The 16,197-nt window shown below is 66.3% G+C and carries 9 protein-coding genes and 1 pseudogene; all 10 read left to right on the forward strand.

The features are described 5' to 3' along the window. Positions 1-73: 73 nt before the first annotated feature. A complete protein-coding gene (locus NX778_RS03555; protein WP_258810294.1) occupies positions 74-2,554 on the forward strand; it encodes a glycoside hydrolase family 3 protein in 2,481 nt (826 codons plus the stop codon). After that, positions 2,551-3,522: a glucokinase gene (locus NX778_RS03560; protein WP_258810295.1), complete on the forward strand. Its 972-nt coding sequence runs from the start codon at positions 2,551-2,553 to the stop codon at positions 3,520-3,522. Before NX778_RS03555 ends, NX778_RS03560 begins: the two co-directional genes overlap by 4 nt. Positions 3,523-3,544: 22 nt before the next feature. Then, complete coding sequence (locus NX778_RS03565; RefSeq protein WP_258810296.1) at positions 3,545-4,843, forward strand: sugar MFS transporter; 1,299 nt, start codon at positions 3,545-3,547, stop codon at positions 4,841-4,843. 114 nt (positions 4,844-4,957) lie between these two features. Further along, on the forward strand, positions 4,958-6,622 hold the full coding sequence (locus tag NX778_RS03570; RefSeq protein WP_258810297.1) for a right-handed parallel beta-helix repeat-containing protein: 1,665 nt from the start codon (positions 4,958-4,960) through the stop codon (positions 6,620-6,622). A gap of 51 nt (positions 6,623-6,673) precedes the next feature. Further along, a complete protein-coding gene (locus NX778_RS03575; RefSeq protein ID WP_258810298.1) occupies positions 6,674-7,732 on the forward strand; it encodes a LacI family DNA-binding transcriptional regulator in 1,059 nt (352 codons plus the stop codon). Positions 7,733-7,901: 169 nt separating this feature from the next. Continuing rightward, entirely contained in the window at positions 7,902-10,340 is a 2,439-nt protein-coding gene (locus NX778_RS03580) for a TonB-dependent receptor (RefSeq protein WP_258810299.1), read from the forward strand. Positions 10,341-10,412: 72 nt separating this feature from the next. Then, entirely contained in the window at positions 10,413-11,180 is a 768-nt protein-coding gene (locus NX778_RS03585) for an SDR family NAD(P)-dependent oxidoreductase (protein ID WP_258810300.1), read from the forward strand. A 35-nt stretch (positions 11,181-11,215) separates the two neighbouring features. Then, on the forward strand, positions 11,216-12,889 hold the full coding sequence (locus NX778_RS03590) for a sodium:solute symporter family transporter (protein WP_258810301.1): 1,674 nt from the start codon (positions 11,216-11,218) through the stop codon (positions 12,887-12,889). A gap of 41 nt (positions 12,890-12,930) precedes the next feature. Next, positions 12,931-15,120 carry a glycoside hydrolase family 88 protein gene (locus NX778_RS03595; RefSeq protein WP_258810302.1) on the forward strand — a complete coding sequence of 730 codons (2,190 nt, stop codon included), beginning with the start codon at positions 12,931-12,933 and terminating at the stop codon, positions 15,118-15,120. A gap of 12 nt (positions 15,121-15,132) precedes the next feature. Continuing rightward, positions 15,133-16,197, forward strand: a pseudogene (locus NX778_RS03600) (hypothetical protein); the annotation flags it as partial.

A 16,197-nucleotide genomic window follows, 5' to 3' on the forward strand; every position in this document is an offset into this window, starting at 1 on the left:
TATTGATGGCCAGGTTGGGAACGTTTCCAATTTTGCTTCGGCCCGCATAACATCCATAAGAGAGACCAGCTCCATGCATAAGAAAATCTATCTCATCGCCGCCGCGCTGCTGTCCGCGGGCGCCGCTGCCGCAACCGCGCCGGCTCCGCTGGCCGACTGGCCGCACATCCGCAGCGCGGTGCGCCCCGATGCCGCGCTCGAAGCGAAGATCGCCAGGATCATCGCCGGCATGACGCTGGCGCAGAAGATCGGCCAGATGACCCAGGCCGAGATCAAGACCGCCACGCCGGAACAGGTGCGCCAGTACTACCTCGGCTCGGTGCTGAACGGCGGCGGCAGCTGGCCCGGCAACGACAAGCACGCGAGCGCCGCCAAGTGGGTCGCGCTGGCCGACCGCTACTACGAGGCTTCGATGTCGACCGATATGGCGGTCAAGGTCCCGGTCATCTGGGGCATCGATGCGATCCACGGCAACAGCAATGTGCTCGGCGCGACGCTGTTCCCGCACAATATCGGGCTGGGGGCGGCGCATGACGCCAGACTGGTCGGGCGCATCGGCGCCGCGGTCGGGCAGGCGGTGCGCGCCACCGGCATCAACTGGGTGTTCGCGCCGACCCTGGCGGTGGTGCGCGATGACCGCTGGGGCCGCACCTACGAGAGCTTTTCCGAGGAGCCTGCGCTGGTGAAGGAATATGGCGGCGCCTATGTGCGCGGCCTGCAGGGCAGCTTCCGTTCCGACGCCAACGTGGTCGCCACCGCCAAGCACTTCATGGGCGACGGCGGCACCGACCAGGGCAAGGACCAGGGCGTGAACAAGTCGACCCTCTCGCAGATGATCAACATCCACGGCGCCGGCTACTACAGTGCGCTGGCGGCGGGCGCGCAGACCGTCATGGCCTCGTACAACAGCTGGGACGATGCCGGTGAAGGCGTCAACTACGGCAAGATGCACGGCTCGAAAGCGATGCTGACCGAGGTCCTGAAGAACAAGATGGGCTTCGACGGCTTCGTCGTGTCGGACTGGAACGGCATCGGCCAGGTGCCGGGCTGCAGCAACGACAGCTGCGCCCAGGCGATCAATGCCGGCATCGACATGGTGATGGTGCCGGACGACTGGAAAGCCTTCATCGCCAACACCATCAAGCAGGTCGAGAGCGGCGAGATCCCGATGGCGCGCATCGATGACGCGGTCACCCGCATCCTGCGCGTGAAGCTGCGCGCCGGCCTGAAGAAGCCCTCGGATAACAAGTACGCCGGCAAGCAGGAGGCACTGCAGGCGCGCGCGCTGGCGCGCCAGGCGGTGCGCGAGTCGCTGGTGCTGCTGAAGAACGACGGCGCGGCGCTGCCGCTCAAGCGCGGCAAGCGCATCCTGGTGGTCGGCAAGAGCGCGGCGAATATGTCGAACCAGACCGGCGGCTGGAGCCTGACCTGGCAGGGCACCGACAACAAGGACAGCGACTTCCCGGTCGGCGACACCATCCTGGCCGGCATCGTCGCCGAGGCCGGCGCGGCCAATGTGCAGTACAGCGCCGATGGCGCCGGCGTCGACGTCGCCGGCTTCGATGCGGTGGTCGCGGTGGTCGGCGAGACGCCGTATGCGGAAGGCGCGGGCGACATCGGCCCGTCCGGCACGCTGCGCCACAGCGGCCGCTATCCCGAAGACCTGGCCGTGCTGGAACAGGTCGCGCGCAAGGGCAAGCCGGTGATCACGGTGCTGGTGGCCGGGCGTCCGCTGTACGTCAACGACCTGATCAATCTGTCCGACAGCTTCGTCATGGCCTGGCTGCCGGGCACCGAAGGGAAGGGCGTGTCCGATGTGCTGTTCAATGACCACGCGGGCTTCAGCGGCAAGCTGTCGTTCTCCTGGCCGAAGTCGGTGTGCCAGACCCCACTCAATGCGGGCGACCGCGATTATGCGCCGCTGTTCGCGACCGGCTATGGCCTGAAGTACGGCAGCAAGTCGAAAGTCGGCCAGCTCGATGCTTCGTATCCGGAAGGCGGCTGCGGTGTCACCACCTCGTACCCGGTGTTCAACCAGGCCGACCGCGCGACCTGGCCGCTGTATATCGTCAGCGGCGCCCAGCGTGAGGCGCTTGGCGCCGACCTGAATCGCGTGATCACGCTGCCGGCCGTGAAGGTCGAGACCACCCAGGTCAATACCCAGCAGGACGGCAAGCTGGTGACCTGGAGCGGCGCCGCCTCGCTGGAGGCGCACGGCGCCAAGGCCGCCGCTTTGCCGGCGTTCGCCACCACCGACGGCGCGCTGCAGTTCGATACCATCGTCACGGCCGCGCCGAAGGCCGGCGTCAGCGTGGCGCTCGGCGGCGCGCAGCTCGACTTCGGCGCGCTGTTCGCCGCCATGGCGGGCAAAGGCAAGCAGACCATCAAGATCCCGCTGGCCTGCTTTGTGGCCAAGGGCGCCGATCTTGCGCACGTCGACACGCCGTTCCGCGTCACCAGCACCGGCGCCTTCACGGCCGCCTTTGCGAACATCCAGATCGTCGGCGGCGCGGCCAAAGACAAGGACGCACTCACTTGCCCGGCCCAGCAATGAACGATGCCGCTTTCGCGTGCCCGCGCCTGCTGGCCGATGTAGGCGGCACCAATGCCCGCTTCGCCGTCGAAACCGCGCCGCTGCAGTTCGAGGCGGTGGCGGTGCTGGCCTGCGCCGATTACCCCAGCCTGGGCGCTGCGATCCAGGCCTACCTGGGCAGCGTCGCGGCGCGCTGCTCCACACCGATCAGGCATGCGGCGATCGCCATCGCCAACCCGGTGGACGGCGACCAGGTCGCCATGACCAACCACCACTGGAGCTTTTCGATCGCCGGCTTGCGCGACGCGCTCGGCCTGGCCACTCTGGCGGTGGTGAATGACTTCACCGCGCTGGCGATGGCGCTGCCGCAGCTGGGACCGGCCCAGCGGGTGCAGGTCGGCGGCGGCGCGGCGCAGGCCGGGCGCCCGATCGGCCTGGTCGGCCCCGGCACCGGCCTGGGCGTGTCCGGCCTGGTGCCGGCCGGCGGCGCCTGGATTCCGCTGGCGAGCGAAGGCGGGCATGCCAGCTTCGCGCCCGGCGATGTATTCGAGGACGCGGTGGTGTCTCAGCTGCGCGCCCGCTTCGGCCATGTGTCGGCCGAGCGCCTGCTGTCCGGCCCCGGCATCGAACTGATCCACGAGTGCCTGTCCGGGAAGGCGCTGGGCGCCGCCGACATCACCCGCCGCGCGCTGGACGGCGACTGCCCCGACTGCGTGCGCAGCATCGACGTGTTCTGCGGCGCGCTCGGTAGCGTGGCCGGCAACCTCGCCCTGACGCTGGGCGCGACCGGCGGCGTGTTCATCGGCGGCGGCATCGTGCCGCGGCTGGGCGCGTTGTTCGAACGCTCGCCGTTCCGCGCGCGCTTCGAGGACAAGGGCCGGCTGTCGCCGTATGTCGCGCGCATTCCGACCTGGCTGATTATCGAGCCGTACCCCGCATTCTTCGGCGCCTCGGCGATCTTGACCGGGCAGCTGGCCGAGCAGCATTAAAACAGACAACAGGAGACTTCCCATGGAACACGTTTCGCAGCCGGCCGTGCTGCAGCAAACCCGCGCAGGCGCCGCCAACACCGGGCCCCTGATCATCGTCACCATCCTGTTCTTCATGTGGGGCCTGCTCACCGCGCTCAACGACGTGCTGATCCCGCACCTGAAGGCGCTGTACACCCTGACCTATGTGCAGGCGATGCTGGTGCAGTTCTGCTTCTTCGGCGCTTACTTCCTCGTCTCGATCCCCGCCGGTATGCTGATCAGGAAGATCGGCTACCAGAAGGGCGCCGTGACCGGGCTGGCGGTGGCCGCCGGCGGCTGCGCGCTGTTCTATCCGGCGGCGAACAGCGGCTATGCCTTGTTCCTGCTGGGCTTCTTCGTGCTGGCCGCCGGCATCACCATCCTGCAGGTGGCCGCGAATCCCTACGTGACCGTGCTGGGCGATCCGCGCACCGCATCGAGCCGCCTGACGCTGACCCAGGCTTTCAATTCGCTGGGCACCACGGTGGCGCCGACCCTGGGCGGCATCCTGATCCTGTCGGGCAGTGTGCTGGGCGCGTCCGAACTGGCGCGGCTGCCGGAGGCGCAGCAGTTCGCCTACCGTGCATCGCAGGCGGCGAGCGTGCAGGGGCCCTACCTGTCGCTGGCCGCCGCGCTGCTGGTGCTGGCGGTCCTGTTCGCCTTCGCCCGCCTGCCGCAGATCAGCCACACCGATGACGGCGCCACGCAGCAGGCCGACACCGGCGCCCGGCATTCGGCACTGGCCTACCCGCAGCTGGTGATGGGGGCAATCGGTATCTTCCTCTACGTCGGCGGTGAGGTGAGCATCGGCAGCTTCCTGATCAATTTCTTTGGCGAGCCGGACATCACCGGCCTGGCGCCGGCCGATGCCGCGCACTTCGTCAGCTTCTACTGGGGCGGGGCGATGATCGGGCGTTTCATCGGTTTCGCCGTCATGCGCGTGGTCAGCCCGGGCAAGGCGCTGGCCTTCAATGCGGCCTGTTCGATCGCGCTGATCATGGTTGCCATCTTCGGCCACGGCCCGACGGCCATGTGGGCGATCCTCGCGGTCGGGCTGTGCAATTCCATCATGTTCCCGACGATTTTCAGCATGGCGCTGCACCAACTCGGAAAATTTACCGGGCAGGCGTCCGGCATCCTGTGCATGGCCATCGTCGGCGGCGCGGTGGTGCCGTTCTTGCAGGGCGTGCTGGCCGACAGCGTCGGCTTGCACCTGTCCTTCCTTGTGCCGGCGGCGTGCTATACCTTCATCCTGTTCTTTGGCCTGAAGTTCGCGGGCTTGTACAAGAAATCCCCGTGAGCACTGCAGATTTTTCTTGGCTATGTGCGAGTGTGAACGTTATCATCGACGGCGTACGACCCCATAATTAGCCGGGCGGCCGATTCGCGCACTCCTGGCATGCCAGGAGAATGAATGAACAAGTACGCACATCTGTTTCGCGCCCTGGCGCTGGCCGCCCTCGCCACCGGGGCGGGCCAGGCCGCGGCGGCCACTTATCACGTCGATTGCTCGGCCGGCGGACCTGAGGCCGGCCTTGAAAATCCGGTGCGCTCGCTGGAGCAGTTGAACCGGATCCGATTCGCGCCCGGCTCGCACATCCTGTTCAAGCGCGGCACCGTTTGCCATGGCACGTTCAAGCCGATGGCAGGCAGTTCGGGACGGCCGGAGGCGCCGATCGTGGTCGACGCCTATGGCCCGGCCAATCTCCCGCGGCCGGCCATCGCCGCCGGCTGCGTGCAAAGCAGGCGTGATCCGGACCAGTCGTATACCGAGGCCGGCAAGCCGCCGACCGGCATCAGCCCATACCGTTCCCTGTGCACGGCCGACGACGGCCCGGCCAGGCGCGCCGCGGTGCACCTGCTGAATGTCGAGCAGTGGGAAATCAATTCGCTGGACCTGAGCAACGACGGCCTGGGCGAGGGGCCGCGCGTCGGCCTGCTGGTGCAGCTGGAGGATTTCGGCGCCGGCACGCATTACCGCATCAACGACGTCTACGTGCACCACGTGCACGGCTTCTCGCTGGACGTCAAGGGCCCGGTGATGTACAAACAGACCGGCGGCATCCTGTTCGACATCACCCGCAGCGTCGCGAAAGAAGGGCGCAAGCCGACCCGCTTCGATGACGTGCTGATCGAGAACAGCGAGGTCTACCATGTCGACGCCATCGGCATTTCGAACCGCTCGGCATGGATGTGCCGTGTCGGTGGAGCACCCTGCGGCGACTACCTGAAGGAAGGGGAAGCGCCGGTACAGCGCAAGGGGCTGGCGGACCGCACTTCCATCGATTTCCTGCCGTCGACGCGCCTCGTGATCCGCAATAACAAGATCCACGATATCGGCGGCGACGGGATCATCGTGCGCACGGCCACGGCGCCGCTGGTGGAATCGAACCTGATTTACGATGTATGGATGCGCGTGGCCGGCAACAGCGCCGGCGCCTGGGCCATCAACACCGACGATGCGCTGTTCCAGTACAACGAAGTGCACGGCGTGCGCAAGCGCGGCAGCATGGCCGATGGCATGGCCTTCGATGCCGACCTGGGCACCTGGGGCACCATGGTCCGCAACAACTACAGCCATGACAATGAAGGCGGCCTGATGCTGTTCTGCGGCTGCGGCACCGATGGCATGGGCAATTGGGCCAAGGCGGCCAGCGCGCTGGTCGAGAACAACCTGAGCGTCAATGATGGCCACCGCATCGTCTTCATCGTCGGCGCCGAGGGGGGCACGGTGAAGGACAACCTGGTCGTGACCACCAAGCCGGGCCTGGATGTGACGGTGATCGAATCGGCCCACGAGAACAAGAACGAGGTAACGCTGAGCGGCAACGTCATCCTGCGGGCCGACGGCGGCGGCAAGCTGGCCCGCCGGGCGGAGCAGCCGGGCAGCCTCAAGGACATCAGCTGGAGCGGCAATACCTTCGCCGGCTACCCGGCCGCGGCGGATGCCGCCGGTGCAGACTACAAAGCTGGCGCGCAGCCCAACCGCACGCTGCCGGCCGCCGGCCAGGATCTCGCCGCCGCCATCGAGCGCTGGTTCGCCGCCACTGATTTCGCCGCGAAACGTTACAAACCCTAGCCGTTGCCATTACAATCAGAATATCGTTAACGGAGCGACGGCAGGGACCCTATGAAGAAAAAAGCAGGCGTGACACTGGTCGACGTGGCGAAGCTGGCGGGCGTCTCGGTGATGACGGCATCGCGTGCCCTCAGCGGCGAAGGCTATTCTTCGGAAGAAACCAAGGCCAAGGTACAAGCCGCGGCCAAGCAGCTGGGCTACATCCCGAACGCGCTGGCGCGCATGATGAAGGGCGCCAAGACCAATGTCATCGGCGTGGTCGTTAACGACCTGTCCTCGTCCGTCGTCAATTGCTTCGTGACGGCCCTGAGCGAAGAGGTGCGCAAGGTCGATATGGACCTGTTCATCTACAACTCGCTGGGCGACATGGGCGGCGGCAAGGGTAAGCGGCTCAGCCAGATGCTGCACGGCCTGTGGGACGGTCTGGTCTACGTGCTGCCGCGCATGACCGACGATTACCTGGAAACACTGGAGAAGAGCACCAGTCCGATCGTCATGATCAACTACTTCCGCCACGAGACCAGCCTGCCCGTGGTTGGCGGCGACAACGTCAATGGCGCGCGCGATGCCGTGTCCTACCTGCTTGAACTCGGCCACCGCCGCATCGCCTTCGTGCGCGGCAGCGCCTACACCGGCCAGAGCGACCTGCGCGAACGCGGCTATGCGGCTGCGCTGGCCGAAGCCGGCATTGCGCTCGACCCGGAGCTGATCTGCGAGGGCAACTTCCAGGAACAGATGGCGATGGAAGGGACGCGCAAGCTGCTGGCGCTGGCCGATCCGCCCACGGCCATCTTCGCCGCCAGCGATGCGATGGCGCTGGGCTGCTTCAATGCCATCCGCGAAAAAGGCCTGCGCATTCCGCAGGATATTTCCGTGATCGGCTTCGACGACATTCCGGCCGCGGCCATGGCCCAGCCGCCGCTGACCACCTTGCGCCACCCGTTCGAGGCGATGGCGCAGGCGGCGGTGCAGGAGCTGATGCGCCGGATCAAGGGCGAGCCGGGCCGCCGCCACCGCATCGAATTCCCAAGCGAGCTGGTGATGCGCGAATCCACCGGGCCGGCGCCGGCCGCCATGCCCGCCAAGCGTAGCCGCGCGCGCCAGGTGTAGTTTTTTTCGCACACATCAAAAATCGCTTGAGTTTCGGATAATTTCAATGATATCGTTATCACATAGATGCGCAGTCACGTACTGCGTTTTTATAAAATAAGAACTGATAACGTTATCGCATACACGTTTGGCCGTGGACGCGTTCAATGTCCGATGAGGAGGAGTAGCTGTGAACAGAAACATGCAACAACAGGGCGGCAAACCGATGGTTCGGCCGGTCGTGGCCGCAGTGGCCTTCGCCGTGGCCACCATTGCCCACGCCCAGGAAGCGAAGAAAGATGATTCGGCGCAGCTGGAAACCGTCGTCGTGACGGCCAACAAGCGCGCCCAGAACCTGCAGGACGTGCCGACCGCGATCACCGTGCTGAGCGATGCGGTGCTGCAGCGTAACAACGTCAAGGACTTCGATGACCTGCCGGCCCTGTCGCCGGCCCTGAGCGTCAGCTACAGCTCGCAGCCGGGCAACTACAGCATCAATATGCGCGGCATCGGCACCTTCTCGCTGGGCGTCGGCGTCGAGGCGGACGTCTCGGTCATCATCGACGACGTGCCGTACGCGATGCAAGCCAACGCCTTCAAGGACCTGTCCGACGTCAACCGTGTCGAGGTGCTGAAAGGCCCGCAAAGCACGCTGATGGGCAAGAGCTCGATCGCCGGCGCCGTCAACATCTCGACCAAGCCGATCGACAGCCTGTGGAAGACCAAGGTGTCGACCTACATCACGGACGACCAGGAGTGGCGCGTCAGCGGCAGCGTGTCCGGCGCCCTGTCCGATACCATGCGCATGCGCCTGGCCGCCGGCACCTCGTCCTTCCCGGGTGTGGTGAAGAACCTGACCAACGGCAAGCACCTGAACGGCTCCGACAACACCAACTTCGTCGGCAAGTTCGAGTGGACCCCGACCGACCAGTGGACGGTGGTGCTCTCGCCGCACGCCAGCACCTTCAACAAGAACTGCTGCGTGAGCCCGTTGCGCCTGGTGTCGAACATGAACGGCTTGTACTCCCTCAACAACGGCTTCACCTACGCCTCGCCGGCAAGCCAGATCCCGGTGTCCCAGATCCTGGCCGGCATCACGCCGGGCCCGGACAACGTCTCCGTGCGCAACGACTACCCGGCGGGCGGCAAGGCGAATGACGTCGGCACCGGCCTGAAGGTCAATTATGCCTTCGGCGACACCGGCTTCCTGGCCAACCACACGCTGACGTCGATCACCTCCTGGTCGCACTACAAGATGACCGACTACCAGGACGGCGACAACACCGACAGCGATGTGCTGGCCAACGCGCTGGTGGGCGGACAGCCGACCGGCCTGCACGGCGGCCTGTACCAGACCGGTAAATTCGACGTCAAGTCGAAGACCGAGGAAGTGCGCCTGATCTCGCCGGATAAAGGCCGGATCCGCTATGTCGCCGGCCTGTTCTACGGCAAGAACGACCTGGGCCGCCATCTCGAGCGCTTCCCGGCAGGTACCTACATCACCAACTATTCGGCGCGTGCGTTCAACACCAACTACGCCATTTTCGCCAATGGCACGATCGACCTGACGCAGAAGACCAGCATCATCGCCGGCCTGCGCTACAACAAGGAAGATGTCGGCTACACCTTCGACAGCCCGCTGCTCGCGCCGATCGTCACCAACCGCTCGCAGCACCATTACGAGGACAGCGACAGCGAGCGCAAGACCACCGGCAAGATCGGCCTGGAGCACCGCTTCAATCCCGGCGCCATGGGTTATGTGACCTATTCGACCGGCCACAAGGGCAAGGGCATCGACCTGACCAGCTCGTTCAACGACGCCAACTTCAACAACGGTTTCGTGGCAGGTGAAGATGCCAGGAGCGTCGAAGGCGGCTTGAAGCTGAGCCTGCTGGACAACCGCATGGCCCTGGACCTGGCCGTGTTCAAGACCGACTTCGACGGCTTCCAGCAGTCGGCCGGCCAGACCGACGCGGACGGCATCTACCGCACCCAGCTGCACAGCATCGGCAGCGTCCGCAGCAGCGGCTTCGAGGCGGACATGAACTGGCGCGTGCTGCGCGACCTGTCCCTGAACGGCTCGTTTGCCTACACCAAGGCGATCGTCACCAGCTTCCCGAACGGTCCTTGCTACAGCCGCCTAAACGACGCCGGCACCGGCGGCACCGTGGTCGGCGCGGGGAACTGCATCGTGAACAATCCCCTGTTCGGCAAGGCCAACACGGCGGACCTGGCTGGCATGACCTTGCCGAATGCGCCGAAATACAAGCTGAACCTGGGCGGCCAGTACGACATCCGCACCGACCGCTCGTACGACGCCTTCATCACGGCCGCCTACCGCTGGCAGAGCAAGATCAACTTCCGCATCGACCAGGACCCGACTTCGGTCCAGGGCGCCTACGGCATCTTCAACCTTGGCGCCGGCCTCAAGGACAAGAAGGGCGCCTGGAAGTTCTCCTTCAACGTGAACAACGTGTTCAACAAGTCTTACGCGGCCAGCATGGGTAACGTCAGCTGGGGCAACACGATGTACGGCAGCAAGCCGACGGCGCTCGTGAACATCCAGCAGTGGACCCCGGCGCGCGACTACAAGCGCTACTTCGCGGCGCGCGCCGACTTCGCGTTCTAAGCATTACTGGCTGTCCCCTGTTTGGCGTACAAGGCCCCCTCCTTGTACGCCATCTTTTTGGGACAAGACTCGATGAAAACAAAACCAATCTATCCCGACCTCGCCGGCAAGGTGGCGCTGGTCTCCGGTGGTGCATCCGGTATCGGCGCCGCCATCGTGCGGCACTTGCATGCCCAGGGCTCGCGGGTCGCCTTTGTCGATATCGACGACCGCGCCGCGCGCGCCTTGTGCGAGGAGCTTGGCGCGGCACCCGGTGTGGCGCCGTTCTACCAGCGCTGTGACCTGACCCAGCTCGACCAGCTGCACCAGGCAATCGCTGCCGTCATGGAGCTCTGGGGCCCGGTCGACGTGCTGGTCAATAACGCCGCCTTCGACGGCCGCCACAGCATCGCCTCGGTGACACCGGACGACTGGGACCGCCGCATGGCGATCAACCTGCGCCACTACTTCTTCGCGATCCAGGGGGTACTGCCCGGCATGGCGAAGCAGGGCGCGGGCTCCGTGATCAACTTCAGCTCGACCAGCTGGAAGATCAAGAACGGCAACTACCCGCTGTATGCCACCGCCAAGGCGGCCTGCCACGGCATGACACGGGCGATGGCGCGCGACGTCGGCGCCATGGGCGTGCGCATCAACACCGTCACGCCGGGCTGGGTGATGACCGAGAAGCAGCTGGCCCTGCACCTGGACGAAGAGGGCAAGCGCGACATCGCGCGCAACCAGTGCCTGCCGGGTCCGGTGATGCCGGACGACCTGGCGGCCATGGTCCTGTTCCTCGCTTCCGAGGCCAGCCAGATGTGCACCGCGCAGGAATTCGTGGTCGACGGCGGCTGGACCTGAATCGCCACCAGATAAATAGAACAGAGACACACAGCATGAATGCCTTCAGTACCCTGGACAGCCTGGTCTTCCTTTGCTATTTCATCGTCGTCGCGTCCTACGGCATCTTCGTCTACCGCCGCAAGCGTGCGCGCGCAGCCAGCGCATCGCATGACTACTTCCTGGCCGAAGGTTCGCTGACCTGGTGGGCCATCGGCGCCTCGGTCATCGCCTCGAACATCTCGGCCGAGCAGTTCATCGGCATGAGCGGCGCCGGCTTCAGCATGGGCCTGGCGATCGCCAGCTACGAGTGGCTGGGCGCCGCCTCGCTGCTGTTCGTGGCCGCCTTCTTCATGCCGGTCTACCTGAAGAACCGCATCTACACCATGCCGCAGTTCCTGCACCAGCGCTACAACGGCACGGTGGCGATGGTGATGGCGGTGTTCTGGCTGCTGCTGTACGTGGTGGTCAACCTGACCTCGATCCTCTACCTGGGCGCGCTGGCGATCAGCAGCATGGGTGGGCTGCCGCTGCTGCCGTGCATGCTCGCGCTGGCCTTGTTCGCGGTGTTCATCACGCTGGGCGGCATGCGGGTGATCGGCTACACCGACGTGATCCAGGTGGCCTGCCTGGTGCTGGGCGGACTGGTGACCACCTGGCTGGCCCTGGAGCTGGTGGCCGGCCTGGACGGCGGCAGCAGCGTGCTGCACGGACTGCGTGTGCTGGGCGCGAAGGCGCCGGAACACTTCGACCTGGTCTTCAAGCGCGACAATCCCTTCTACATGGATTTGCCGGGGCTGTCGATCCTGCTCGGCGGCATGTGGATCGTTAACCTGAACTATTGGGGCTGCAACCAGTACATCACCCAGCGCGCGCTGGGCGCCAGCCTACCCACCGCGCGCGCCGGCCTGCTGTGCGCCGCCTTGCTCAAGCTGCTGATGCCGCTGATCGTGGTGCTGCCCGGGATCGCCGCCTATGTGCTGCACCACCACAATGCGGGCTTCGCCGCGGCGATGGTGCAGGGTGGTGAAACCAACCCGGACCGTGCCTATCCGACCCTGCTGAACCTGCTGCCGCCCGGTCTGAAAGGGGTGGCCTTCGCCGCGCTGACGGCGGCCGTGGTGGCCTCGCTGGCCGGCAAGGCGAACAGCATCGCCACCATCTTCACGCTCGACGTGTTCCAGAAAGCCTCGAAGCGCGAAATCAGCGAGACCCGGCTGGTGTGGATCGGCCGCGTGGCCGTGCTTGTCGCCATGGCGCTGGCCTTGCTGATCGCGCCGATGCTCGGCATCGACAAGAAAGGCGGCTTCCAGTATATCCAGGAATACACGGGCTTTGTGTCGCCGGGCATTTTCGCCATGTTCCTGATGGGCCTGTTCTGGAAGCGCGCCACGTCGGCCGCGGCGATGTTCGTCGCCATCGGCGGCTTCTTCGCTTCCTTGCTGCTCAAGTTCCTGCCCGGCTGGTGCGACCTGTCCGGCCTGGCGCGCTGGGGCCTGTCCAAGGCCGACGCGGCCGGCGCGTACCAGATCCCTTTCATCGACCGCATGGGCATCGTGTTCGTCGCCTGCGTGGTGGCGATGGTCGCCATCAGCCTGATCGCGCCGCAGCGCCAGGGAACCGGGGAGCTGGTGGTCGATGCCGCCATGTTCCGGCCGGACAGGCGCTTCCTGTGCGGTTCGCTGATGGTGATCGGCATCCTGGTCGCGCTCTACGCAGCGTGGTGGTAAGGCTCGCTTCCCTGAACATTTCAACGAATAACGGAGTAATCATGCAAAAACCACGCCTTTCCCTGCTGCCGGTGGCGGCCCTCTGCACGGCCCTGTGCGTGGCCGCGGCTGGCCTGCCGATGCCGGTGTCGGCCGCCACGGCCCAGGCCGCCACGGCATCGCTGCCCAGCGCCCGTGCGACCCTGAACCTGATGGAAAAGGTCGCCGACTGGCAGCTGGAGCATCCCACCGCCTATCCGCGCGACGACTGGACCGAAGCAGTCGGCGACAGCGGCTTCATGGCGCTGGCCGGCATCTCCGGCAGTGGGCGCTTCCGCGACGCGATGCTGGCGATGGGCGAGCACAATCAATGGAAGCTCGGGCCCAGCATGTACCACGCGGACGACCAGGCGGTCGGCCAGACTTACGCCGAGCTCTACCAGATGCTGCGCGACCCGCACCAGATCGCCGCGATGCGCGCCCAGTTCGACGCCATCCTGCGCGACCCGCGCGAGGGCAGCCTCGACTTCCTGCTGCCGGGCGTGCAGCAGCGCTGGTCCTGGTGCGACGCCCTGTTCATGGCGCCGCCCGCCTGGGCGCGGCTGTCGGCGCTGACGGGCGACCCGCGCTACCTCGATTTCGCGATCGAGCGCTGGTGGAAGACTTCGGACTACCTGTACGACAAGCAGGAGCACCTGTTCTTCCGCGACAGCCGCTATTTCGCGCAGCGCGAGGCGAACGGCAAGAAAGTGTTCTGGGGACGCGGCAACGGCTGGGTGCTGGGCGGCCTGGTGCGCATGCTCCAGTACATCCCGGAAAACCATCCGCAGCGCGCGCGCTTCCTGCAACAGTATCGCGAGATGGCCGAACGCATCGTTGGCCTGCAGCAGGCGGATGGCCTGTGGCGTTCGAGCCTGCTCGATCCGGCCAGCTACCCGAGCCGCGAGAGCAGCGGCTCCGGCCTGTACACCTATGCGCTGGCCTGGGGCGTGAACCAGGGCCTGCTGCCGAAGGAGCGCTTCGAATCGGCCGTGCTTCGCGCCTGGGCGGCGCTGGGCAGCCACGTGCACGCCGACGGCAAGCTGGTCCACGTGCAGCCGATCGGCCAGGACCCGAAGAAATTCGATCCCGAATCGACCGACATCTTCGCGGTCGGCGCCTTCCTGCTGGCGGGCGCGGAAGTCTATCGCATGGACCTGGAACGTGCTCGCACCGGCACCGTCACGGTCAGCAATGCGACCCCGCTGCGCCGTAGCGAGGAGAGCATCGAAGCGCCCGGCCTCGGCGCGGACACGGTCGTGATGGACGCGCTGACCTCGCGCATCCTGCCGACCCAGAAGGTCGAGCACGGCCTGCTGTTCCAGGCCGACCTGGCGCCGGGCGAGACCCGCCGCTACCTGCTGCTGGCGCGCGACAAGGTGCCGGCCCAGCCGCCGGTGGTGGCGCGCGCCCATGCCCGCTTCGTCCCCGAGCGCATGGACGACTTCGCCTGGGAAAACGACAAGATCGCCCACCGCGTCTACGGCCCGGCGATCATGACCGACCCGCGCGAAATGCTGGTCTCGAGCGGCGTCGACGTCTGGTCCAAGCGCACCAGCAAGCTGGTGCAGGACGCCTGGTATGCGCGCGGCGACTACCACCTGGACAAGGGCGAGGGCCTCGACTTCTACCACGTGGGCACGTCGCGCGGCTGCGGCGGCCTGGGCATCTATGACGGCAAAACCCTGTACACCTCGAAGAATTATGCGGGCTGGAAGATCCTGGCCGATGGCCCGCTGCGCACCGAATTCGAATTGCGTTTCGACGCCTGGGACGCCGGCGGCCGCAAGGTGGCCGAAACGCGCCGCATCTCGCTCGACGCCGGCAGCCACTTCAGCCGCGTCGACAGCCGCTTCGCCAGCCCCACGCCGGGCCCGATCGAGGTTGGGGTGGGCATCGTCCAGCGCAAGGAAGAAGGCCACTACCGCGAAGACCGCCGCGGCTGGATGAGCTACTGGGAGCCGACCATGGAAGCCGGAAACAACGCCTGCGCCGTGATCCTGCCGGGCGCCACTGGCTTCACCGTCAACAAGGCCGAGTACACGCACTACCTGGCCCTCGGCAATGCCAAACCGGAGCAAAGCTTCGTCTACTATCTGGGTGCGGGCTGGAGCAGGAGCGGCGAATTCGCCGATGCCGCGGCCTGGGACGCCTATGTGGCGAATATCGCGGCGCGCGTGACGGCGCCGGTGTCGGTCACCGTCTCGCGTTAAGGAGCACGGATGATGCGCAAGCTGATCGCGGTGGCACTGGTGGGCCTGGCCGCCGGCGCGGCCCACGCGGGGGACGATTTCGACGTCCTGCGCGAGCGCTGGCAGGTCCGTCTGGCGGGCTCGCCTGGGCTGGACCGCAAGGACCCGGCCGTACGCGCCCAGCTGCAAGCGATCGGCGAGGCAGGACGCAAGGCGATGGCTGCGCTGACGCCGGGCACCGGCCCGGTGCTGTGGGCCGATATCGCCGACTTCGACAACCCCAAGGGCCTGCTGGCGTCGGCCACCGTGACCACCAATGCGCGACGCATCGAAGACATGGCGCTGGCCTGGGCCACGCCCGGTTCGCCGCTGTACCGCGATGCGGCGCTGGCGGCGGCCGTCAGCGCCAGCCTGGACCGCTTCGTCCGGCATCACTACCGCCAGGGCCGCGCGGCCTTTGGCAACTGGTGGAATTGGCAGATCGGCACGCCGCTGACGGTGCTGGATGTGCTGGCCCTGATGGACGGCGCGCTGGCGCCGGAGCTGAAGCGGCGCGCGCTCGACGCCGTCAACTGGTACGTGCCCGACCCGCGCTTCAAGACCCGCGATGACGGCAGCCTCAACCGCAATTACCTCGAGACAGGCGCCAACCTGCTCGACAAGGCCCTGGTCGCCATCCTCAGCGGCATGCTGGACAAGGATGGCGCCCGGATCGCGCTCGGCCGCGACGCCATCGGTCCCAGCCTGGAATTCGTCGAGCGCGGCGACGGTTTCTACCGCGACAGTTCCTTCATCCAGCATGGCTACATCGCCTAAGCCGGCAATTATGGCGCGGTGGCGCTGGGCGACTATGCGCGCCTGCTGTTCCTGCTGGCGGATTCGCCGTGGGCGCTGCGCGATCCGCATGTGGCGCGCGTGTTCGTCTGGGCGCGCGAGGCGTTCGGTGACCTGCTGGTCGATGGCGCCATGCCCGATGCGGTGCGCGGCCGCAAGATATCGGGCCGCGGACAGACCGATCATAGCGTCGGCCGTGGCGTCGTCGCCACCATTGCCGAACTGGCCGAAGTGGCGCCGCCGGAATCGCGCGCCAGTTTGCGT

It is taken from the genome of Massilia terrae, assembly GCF_024753145.1.
In the GTDB taxonomy this organism is placed as follows: Bacteria; Pseudomonadota; Gammaproteobacteria; order Burkholderiales; family Burkholderiaceae_D; genus Telluria; species Telluria terrae.

What these genes read in the sequence shown, in the direction of transcription:
- NX778_RS03555 (WP_258810294.1), top strand. Translation starts at nt 74, where the DNA reads ATGCATAAGAAAATCTATCTCATCGCCGCCGCGCTGCTGTCCGCGGGC.
- NX778_RS03560 (WP_258810295.1), top strand. Translation starts at nt 2,551, where the DNA reads ATGAACGATGCCGCTTTCGCGTGCCCGCGCCTGCTGGCCGATGTAGGC.
- NX778_RS03565 (WP_258810296.1), top strand. Translation starts at nt 3,545, where the DNA reads ATGGAACACGTTTCGCAGCCGGCCGTGCTGCAGCAAACCCGCGCAGGC.
- NX778_RS03570 (WP_258810297.1), top strand. Translation starts at nt 4,958, where the DNA reads ATGAACAAGTACGCACATCTGTTTCGCGCCCTGGCGCTGGCCGCCCTC.
- NX778_RS03575 (WP_258810298.1), top strand. Translation starts at nt 6,674, where the DNA reads ATGAAGAAAAAAGCAGGCGTGACACTGGTCGACGTGGCGAAGCTGGCG.
- NX778_RS03585 (WP_258810300.1), top strand. Translation starts at nt 10,413, where the DNA reads ATGAAAACAAAACCAATCTATCCCGACCTCGCCGGCAAGGTGGCGCTG.
- NX778_RS03590 (WP_258810301.1), top strand. Translation starts at nt 11,216, where the DNA reads ATGAATGCCTTCAGTACCCTGGACAGCCTGGTCTTCCTTTGCTATTTC.
- NX778_RS03595 (WP_258810302.1), top strand. Translation starts at nt 12,931, where the DNA reads ATGCAAAAACCACGCCTTTCCCTGCTGCCGGTGGCGGCCCTCTGCACG.